The sequence below is a fragment of the Ferrovibrio sp. genome, from assembly GCF_035304305.1.
Taxonomy (GTDB): Bacteria; Pseudomonadota; Alphaproteobacteria; order Ferrovibrionales; family Ferrovibrionaceae; genus Ferrovibrio.
In genome coordinates this window covers 1-8,427 of record NZ_DATGQG010000140.1, presented here as the reverse complement: position 1 = coordinate 8,427, position 8,427 = coordinate 1, and the positions used below count along the sequence as shown (strand labels likewise).

The window sequence follows — 8,427 nt, the reverse complement described above, 5'->3', positions numbered from 1 at the left end:
GGCGTGTATTTCGTCACGCAGAACCCGGCCGACATCCCCGAGCCCGTGCTGGCGCAGCTCGGCAACCGCATCCAGCATGCCCTGCGCGCCTATACCCCGGCCGAGCGCAAGGCGATCCGCGCGGCGGCCGAGAGCTTCCGCGTCAACCCGGCTTTCAGAACGGAAGACGTCATCACCGAGCTGGCCATCGGCGAGGCGCTGGTCTCCTGCCTGGGCGACAGGGGCGTGCCCTCCATCGTCGAGCGCTGCCTGATCCGCCCGCCTTCGTCGCGTCTGGAGCCGCTGAGCGAGGCCGAGCGCCGCAGCGACCTCTCCGCCAGCGCGATGGCGGGAAAATACGACCGCGCCATCGACCGGGAATCGGCCTACGAGCTGCTGCAGAAGGCTGTCGCGGCCGCGGCGCAGACGCCGGAACCCGGCCGGACGACCGAAGCAGAGCCGGCGTCGGGCGGCCCCTGGGGCGGCGGCCGCACGCGGCGGCGCAGCGCCGGCTCCGACAGTCTGGTCGAGACGACGATGAAAAGCGTGCTGCGCACGGCCGGCCGCGAGATCACCCGCTCGATCCTGCGCGGCGTCCTCGGCTCGCTGCGCCGCTAGGCCCGGACGGCCGGCGCCGGAGCGATGTCACACGCCCTTTAACGTGGCATTAATGGCGCGCCGGGCTGTAATCTCCGGGATCCGGATGGCGGACGCGCAGGGCAGGTCGGAAGGCAGGTCATGAAAGGCATCATTCTGGCCGGCGGCGCCGGCACCCGGCTGCATCCGGCGACGGCGGTGACGAGCAAGCAGCTCCTGCCGGTCTACGACAAGCCGATGATCTACTATCCGCTGACCACGCTGATGCTGGCCGGCATCCGCGAGATCCTGGTGATCACCACGCCGCGCGACCAGACCGCCTTCAGCAACCTGCTGGGCAACGGCAGCCAGTGGGGCCTGTCGATCTCCTATGCCGTGCAGCCGGCGCCGAACGGCATCGCCGAGGCGTTCCGGATCGGCCGGACCTTCATCAACGGCGAGGCCTGCGCGCTGGTGCTGGGCGACAACATCTTCTACGGCGAGGGCTTCGGTGAGGTGCTGCGCCGCGCGGGCAGGATCGAAACCGGCGCGGTCGTGTTCGGCTACTGGGTCGCCGATCCGGAGCGCTACGGCGTGATCGACTTCAATCCGGACAGGAGCGTCCGCCGCATCATCGAAAAGCCGGATCCGGCGCCGACCAACTGGGCCGTGACCGGGCTGTATTTCTACGACCGCGATGTCTGCGACATTGCCGACGCGCTGAAGCCCTCCGCCCGCGGCGAACTCGAGATCACCGACCTGAACAACGTCTATCTGGAGCGCGGACAGCTCCGCGTCGAGCTGTTCGGCCGCGGCTTCGCCTGGCTCGATACCGGCACGCCGGACAGCCTGCTGGATGCGTCGAACTTCATCGCCACGGTGGAGAAGCGGCAGGGCCTCAAGATCGCCTCGCCCGAGGAGGTTGCCTGGCGCCAGGGCTATATCGGCGCGGAGCAGCTGCGGGCCGCTGCCGACAGCTACGGCAGCAAGAACAGCTATGGACAGTATCTCTACCGGCTGCTGCGCGAGCAGGCGGCGCTGGATTAGGCCGCTCTCGGTTCCAGCATCGCCTGCTGCTGCCGGGCGCGCGCTTCCCAGCCCGGCATGCCGAGCTGGCGGAAGGCGGCGAGCGCCCGGACGACGTGGCGGGCCGCCAGGCTCGCGCGACCGCTGCGCCGGGCCACTTCCGCCAGGTCCAGTTCGCATTTCGCCGCCAGCGGCGCCATCTGCAGCCGGCGCGCGTCATGGGCGGCGGCCAGGAAATCGATCCGCGCCTGCCGCAGGGCCGCGTCGTCGGAGCCGCTCTCCAGACTGATCCGGCCGCGCAGGCGCCGCGCATAGCAGGCATAGCCCGCCTCGCCGTTATGGCCGGCGATGTCCAGCGCCATCTCGGCCTGGCGCAGGGCCTCGCCGCGGTCGCCCGCCAGCAGGCAGACCTCGCCCAGCCGCGCATGCCAGCGCGACCGTCCGGCCGCGATGCCGATGTCCTCGGCGGCGCGCACCGCCCGGCGCGCCAGCTGCAGGCCGCGCTCGGGCTCGCCGCCATAGGCCAGCAGCAGCCCGAGCTGGGAAGCGACGACCGGGATCATGAAGGGCAGGTCGCGCCGCTCGGCGATGAAGAAGGCCGCCTCGCTGTGTTCGCGCGCCTGTTCGTAATCGCCGCGCAGCAGCATCAGGAAGCCCAGCGCGGAATGGGAATAGACCTGGTCGAAGGGCCGCGATCCGGTCTGTCCCGCCCGGTCGCTGCGGCCGGCGTAATCCTCCGCCGCGCGGAAATGTCCGAGCTCGGCCAGCGACAGCGCGATCCAGCGCGCCGTCATCACGCCCGGCAGGCTGGGCAGGCCCAATGTCGCGCGCGGATCGGGCAGGGGAGCGGCGCGCAGGTTCCGCTGCAGCATGGCGATCGAGCGGCGGAAGCGGCCCAGCGCATGCAGCGCCTGGCCGAGATAGATCACCGGCGCCATCTGCAGTTCCGCCTCGCCGGATCGTCGCGCCAGCCGCAAGGCGTCGAGCGCCAGCGTGACCGCCCGCTGCGGCCGGTCGGTGAGATAGGCATGACCGGCCATGAAGCCGGTGATGCGCGCCAGCCGGACGCCGTCACCCAGCCTCTGCGCGCGGGCATGGCTGTCGGCCAGGATGCGGCCGACCTTGTCGAGCTGCAGCAGCGGCACCAGGGCGGCGCGCAGTTCCAGCTGCAGGTCGATGGCGTCGGCCAGCCGCTTCTCCTGCGGATCGGCGCGGCCGAGCGCATTGATGGCATTCTCGAAATGCCGCGCCGCCTCGCGGTTGGCCGAGAGCGACAGCGCGCGATGGCCCGCCGCGCGGCAATAGCCGACGGCGCGCTCCCACTGGCCGCCGCGGAAGGCGTGATGGGCCAGCGGGCCTGCCAGCGTGGCGCCGCCCGCCAGCTGTTCGCCGCGCTCCAGTGCGGCCAGGGCGATGGCATGCAGCTCGCGGCGGCGTTTCTTCAGCAGGCTGGCATAGCAGACCTCCTGGAAGACGGCATGGCGGAAGCCGAAGGCGGGTTCGCTCTGGCGCGCCAGCGGCCGGAGGAAATCCTGCGCCACCAGCGCCGCCAGCGAATCCTCCAGCCCCGCGGCATCCGGGCCGGCAATCGCCTGCAGCAGCGACAGCGGAAACTGCTCGCCCAGCACGCTGGCAGTAAGCAGGATCCGCTTGTGCCGCGCCGGCAGGCGGTCGATGCGCTCGGCGATCATCGCCGCGATCGAGGCCGGGGGCGCCACCTGCATCGCGTCATCCTGCAGGCGCCGCTCGCCCGGCGCGCCGGTGAGCAGGCCGGCATCGACCATGGAATTCACCGCCTCGTGCAGGAACAGCGGATTGCCCTGGCTCCACTCGCCGAGCTGCCGGCGCAGCGGCTGCGGCGCGTCGGCGGCGATCAGGCGGTCGACCAGTTCGTCGGCTTCGCGGGGGCTGAAGCTGCCGAGCTGCAGCGGACGGAAGCCCTCCATGCGGTGCCAGTCGCGGTCGAAGTCCGGCCGGTGCGACACGATGAGCAGGATGGCGTGGCTGCCGACCACGTTTCCCAGCAGGTCGATGGCAGTCAGCGTCGCGGAATCGGCGCGTTCGATATTGTCGATCGCCAGCAGCAGCGGATGCCGCGTGCTTTCCGCCGTGATGAGGCTGCGGATCGCCGCCGCGGTCATCTGGCCGCGCAGCGACGGGTCGAGATCGTCCCAGTAATCGGGCAGCGGGCCGGCCTCCAGCAGCGCGCAGAGCGGCACGCGGATGTCCTCCTGCATCAGGCCGAGGCCGTCGAGATGCGGCAGCAGCAGGGGCTGGCGCTGTTCGGCTTCGGTGCCGTTGATCCCGAGCATGGCGGCGATCAGGTTGCGCATGGCATGGAAGGGGATCGTGTCGGCGAAACGGTCGGGCGTGACGCGGTACTGGCGGATCTGCGCCGCCTGCTCGTCCATGAAGCGCTCGATCAGCCGCGTCTTGCCGATGCCGGCCTCGCCGACGATGGCGATGAAGCGTCCCTTGCCGAGCTGGGCCGAGCGCAGGGCGCCGGCGAGTTCGGCCAGCTCCGAGGCGCGGCCAACGAAGGTGCCGGCGGTTTCCTGCCCGTCGGCGCCGCGCTGCCGCGCGATGCCGTGCAGCTCGAAAACCTCGACCGGCTCGTCGAGACCCTTCAGCAGCTTCGGACCGAGCGAGGCGGTGAGCATTTCGTGCGCCACGAGGTCGCGGGTGGCGGCGGTCATCACCGCCCGGCCGGGCGCCGCGGTCTGCTGCAGCCGCGCGGCGATATGCACCGCCACGCCGACGGCATCGTAGTCGACGCCGATATCGTTGGCCGACGGTCCGACCACGACGAGTCCGGAATGCAGGCCGATCCGTACATTCGGCGTGGCCAGCGGCGAGCGGATGCGGCCGACGGCATCGATGATGCGCAGCGCCGCATGGCAGGCGCCGATGGCATGATCCTCGCGCGCGGCCGGCGCGCCGAACAGCACCATCAGCCCGTCGCCGAGCGTGCGCACCACCGTGCCGCCGCAGGAATGCACGGCATCGGTCATGGCGCCGAGCACGCGGGAGAAGAGTTCATGCGCCTCTTCCGGATCGGCATCGCGGATGCTGGCCAGCGAGCCGATCATGTCGACGAACATCACCGTGACGAGCTTGCGCTCGGAGGGCTGCGCCGACGGCGCTCGGGCGATGGCGGGCGCGGCGACCGGCGCCAGCGCGGCGCCGCAGCCGGCGCAGAAGCGCGCCTGTCGCGGTACCGCGGCGCCGCATTGGGCGCAGGATCGCAGGGCCGCCTCGCCGCAGGCGGGGCATTGCCCGTCATGCCGCGTCAGGGCGGCGCCGCACCGTATGCAGAAACCGGCCATGATCCTGCTCCCGGCGCGACGCTCCGCCCTCAGCAGACCGCTTCGATCAGACAGGCCGCGGCGACCCCGCATTGCTGCGCGACCACGCTGCGCGGATCGCCCCAGACGGCGTTCGGCGCATGCAGCGCGATGCAGGAGCGGAGGTCGTCGTCGTCATGCGGCCCCGAGGAGCGGATCTCGATGGATTGCAGCAGGGCGGCGCGGTTCGGCGCGCGGACCTTCGGATGCGGTCCGGCGATCACCCAGCGGGCGGCGGTCAGGCCGCTGCCGGCGCGGCCTTCCGCCTCCAGCCAGGCATCGACCTCGAGAAGATAGCGGTCGTCGTCACCGGCATGGCCGCGCAGCGTGCCGCAGAGGCGGAAGAAGCCGAAGGGCGCATAGAAGGCGCCGCGCCAGTCATCCGACGGGGCGTCCTCGTCGCAGGGCGGCGCCGCGATCGTGGCATAGAAGGGCAGGCCGTCGGTGCGCCTGACCACGCCGATATACTGCTTCACGGGGCTTTCCTTGCTGCCGTCCAGTCCGAGCTGGTGAGAGATCCAGCGCCAGCCGGTATGGCGGAGTTCATCCATCTCGTCGGTGCAGATCGGCAGGCAATCGGGCGGGCAGGGATTTCCCCCGCCGCCCGGCGGCAGCAGCATGCAGGACATTGGTTCTTCCTCCTCGAGGGTTCCCGTTCTCGGCCGCAGGCAAAGAGCCGGCCGCGCCCGGCGTGAGGGCGCAGACATCCGACCGCCGGCCAGCGGCTGTTCGCATCCAGGTCTCGGGCGAGGCGGCGTTCCGTGTTGTTGCAGGCTTGGGCAGAACGCGATTTGCGGCTTAACACGCAAGGCGCGATCCGGTTCCCGCATAACTAGAAAATGGCCGAACGGGCCGGAACCCTGCCTACCCGGCTGCGGCGAATTGTCCCGGCCGCGATGAACTTCATCCTTGAAACCACCGGAGGGCGGTCCTTATGCTGCCGGCCATTCCTCCCGGAACGGACCAAATCCGCCATTCCCGAGGTCTCCGTCCTGTGTGGCCGGAACCCGCGCGCTGCGGGATGATCCGGTGCGCAGCGGCATTCGTCCGCCAAAAAAACAAAAACCGAGAAGATTGTCATGTCCGCCACGCCCGTTTCGATGCTTGACCACGCTCTGACCCGCCTCGATGAGGCTGCCCGACATCTCCAGATCGACGGCGATGTTCTGGAGAAGCTGCGCTTCCCGCGCGAGACCATGCAGGTGCGGCTGATGATCCGCATGGATGACGGCTCGCGCAAATCCTTCATGGCCTGGCGCTGCCGCTACGACGACACGCGCGGCCCGACCAAGGGCGGCATCCGCTTCCACCCGGACGCGACCGCCGACGAGGTCGAGACGCTGGCCTTCTGGATGACTTTCAAATGCGCCGTGATGAATCTGCCCTATGGCGGCGGCAAGGGTGCGATCCGCGTCGATCCCCATGCGCTGTCGAAGGCGGAGCTGGAGCGGCTGTCGCGCGCCTACATGCAGGCTTTCTCCCGCGTCGTCGGGCCTGACCGCGACATCCCGGCGCCCGACGTCTACACCAACGCGATGATCATGGGCTGGATGGCCGACGAATATTCCTCCATCGTCGGCGCCACCACACCGGCGGTGATCACCGGCAAGCCGATCGCGCTGGGCGGCTCGCTCGGCCGCGAGGATGCCACGGCGCGCGGCGGCTATTACCTGGTGCGCCGGCTGGCGACCGAACTCGGCGTGAAGCCCGGCGCGCGCGTCGCCATCCAGGGCTTCGGCAATGCCGGCCAGCATATCGCCCGCCTGATGGCCGGCGACGGCTACCGCATCGTGGCGATTTCGGATTCCCATGGCTGCCTGCATGCGCCGGACGGCCTCGACGTGACCGCGCTGATCGGGGCCAAGGCGCAGCATGGCTCGCTGGCCGCGCCGGAGGCGGCCGCGGCAGCCGGCAGCCAGGCCAGGCTGCTGCCCGCCGAAGCGCTGATCGGCATCGATTGCGACATCCTGGTGCCGGCGGCGATGGAAGACCTCATCCATCGCGACAATGCCGGCGAGGTGAAGGCGAAGCTGGTGCTGGAACTCGCCAACGGTCCGATCACGCCGGAAGCCGATGCGATGCTGGAGAAGCGCGGCGTGGTCGTGCTGCCGGACATTCTCGCCAATGCCGGCGGCGTGACGGTGTCGTATTTCGAATGGGTGCAGAACCGCCAGGGCTATTACTGGACCGTCGAGGAAGTGCATGCGCGCCTGAAGGCGAGCATGGAGACCGAGGGCCTTGCCATCTGGCAGCGTGCCCGGGACAGCAGGATCAGCATGCGCAGCGCCGCCTATGTGCATGCGCTGGCGCGGCTTGCCCAGGCCATCGAGGCGCACGGCACGCAGAAATTCTTCACGGCGTGACCGGGCGAGCGCACCATCCGGAGTGAACCTGTAGCGGCTTCCGGCATTGAAGTGACGGGCCCCGGCATTCCGCCGGGGTTGTTCTCCGCCCGGAGCTTCCATGCCGCTTGCCGATGCACAGGATTATCCGCTCTGGGTTAACGCGCTGATCTTCCTCGCCGCCGCCGTGCTGGTCTGGATGGCCGGCACGCGGCTTGCTCAATATACCGATGCCATCGCCGGGCGGACCGGCATGGGGCGCGCACTGGCCGGCATGCTGCTGCTCGGCGTGATCACATCGCTGCCGGAAGTCGCGAATGCGATCACCGCTTCGGTGATCGGCAATCCGGCGCTGGCCATCAACAACCTGCTCGGCAGCGCCGCGATCAACATCCTGCTGCTGGCCGTCGCCGATGCCTTCATCGGCCGCGACGCCGTCACCGCCGTGGTGGCGAAGCCGTCGACGATGATGATGGCGACCCTGAGCATGATCGTGCTGATCGCGGTTGCTGCCGCCGTGACCACCGGCGACATCCCGGTCTTCGGCGTGGGCCTCTGGGCGGTTGCGCTCTGCGCGCTCAGCATCGGCGGCTTCTGGGCCGCGGCGGGCTATGACCGGCGCGCGCGCTGGATGGTGAAGCAGAAGGACGTGCGGGCGGATGCAGCGGAGGAGGAGAGCCTGCCGTATTCGCTGCGCGGCCTGGTGATCCGGACGGTGATTGCCGGTGGCGTTATTTTCGTGGCCGGCTACATGCTGTCGCAGACCGGCGACGCGCTGGCGGAGCAGACGGGGCTCGGCTCCGGCATGGTGGGATTCGCGCTGATCGGAATCTCGACCTCGATGCCGGAACTGAGCACCATCGTCGCCGCTCTGCGCATCCGGCAGTACGACATGGCCTTCGGCCAGGTGCTCGGCACCAATTTCGTCAACCTGTCGCTGATCCTGCTGGCCGACATCGCCTTCGACGGCGGGCCGGTGATCAGCGAGCTGGGAGCCTTCGAAACCGTCTCGGCCCTGCTCGGCGCCGCGCTGACCGGCATCTTCCTCGTCGGTCTGCTGGAACGCCGCAATCCCGTGGTGATGCGGATGGGCTACGACTCAGCCGCCGTCATCCTGCTCTTCGTCGGCGGACTCGTGCTGCTGCGGGCGGTGGGGTGAG

Annotated in this window: 6 protein-coding genes; 4 read left to right on the top strand and 2 right to left on the bottom strand. The window is 69.8% G+C overall.

The genetic code is table 11. The features are described from left to right. On the top strand, nt 1–597 hold a 597-nt coding region (locus VKZ87_RS15580; protein ID WP_324222184.1), incomplete at its 5' end, for a helicase HerA-like domain-containing protein. Between the two features lie 120 nt (nt 598–717). Next, complete coding sequence (gene rfbA / locus VKZ87_RS15575) at nt 718–1,602, top strand: glucose-1-phosphate thymidylyltransferase RfbA (RefSeq protein ID WP_324222183.1); 885 nt, start codon at nt 718–720, stop codon at nt 1,600–1,602. Here rfbA and VKZ87_RS15570 read toward each other — a convergent pair. Next, nucleotides 1,599–4,907 carry an ATP-binding protein gene (locus VKZ87_RS15570; protein WP_324222182.1) on the bottom strand — a complete coding sequence of 1,103 codons (3,309 nt, stop codon included), beginning with the start codon at nt 4,905–4,907 and terminating at the stop codon, nt 1,599–1,601. The two genes, rfbA and VKZ87_RS15570, sit on opposite strands and share 4 nt — an antisense overlap. A gap of 29 nt (nt 4,908–4,936) precedes the next feature. Further along, nucleotides 4,937–5,554, bottom strand: a complete 618-nt coding sequence (locus tag VKZ87_RS15565; RefSeq protein ID WP_324222181.1) for a hypothetical protein — start codon at nt 5,552–5,554, stop codon at nt 4,937–4,939. Nucleotides 5,555–6,004: 450 nt separating this feature from the next. On the opposite strand from VKZ87_RS15565, the gene VKZ87_RS15560 reads away from it, so the two are divergent. Then, a complete protein-coding gene (locus VKZ87_RS15560; RefSeq protein ID WP_324222180.1) occupies nt 6,005–7,288 on the top strand; it encodes a Glu/Leu/Phe/Val dehydrogenase in 1,284 nt (427 codons plus the stop codon). 100 nt (nt 7,289–7,388) lie between these two features. Continuing rightward, nucleotides 7,389–8,426 (top strand): sodium:calcium antiporter, encoded by a 1,038-nt coding sequence (locus tag VKZ87_RS15555; protein WP_324222179.1) that lies wholly within the window; start codon nt 7,389–7,391, stop codon nt 8,424–8,426. The last annotated feature ends 1 nt before the right edge of the window (nt 8,427 follow it).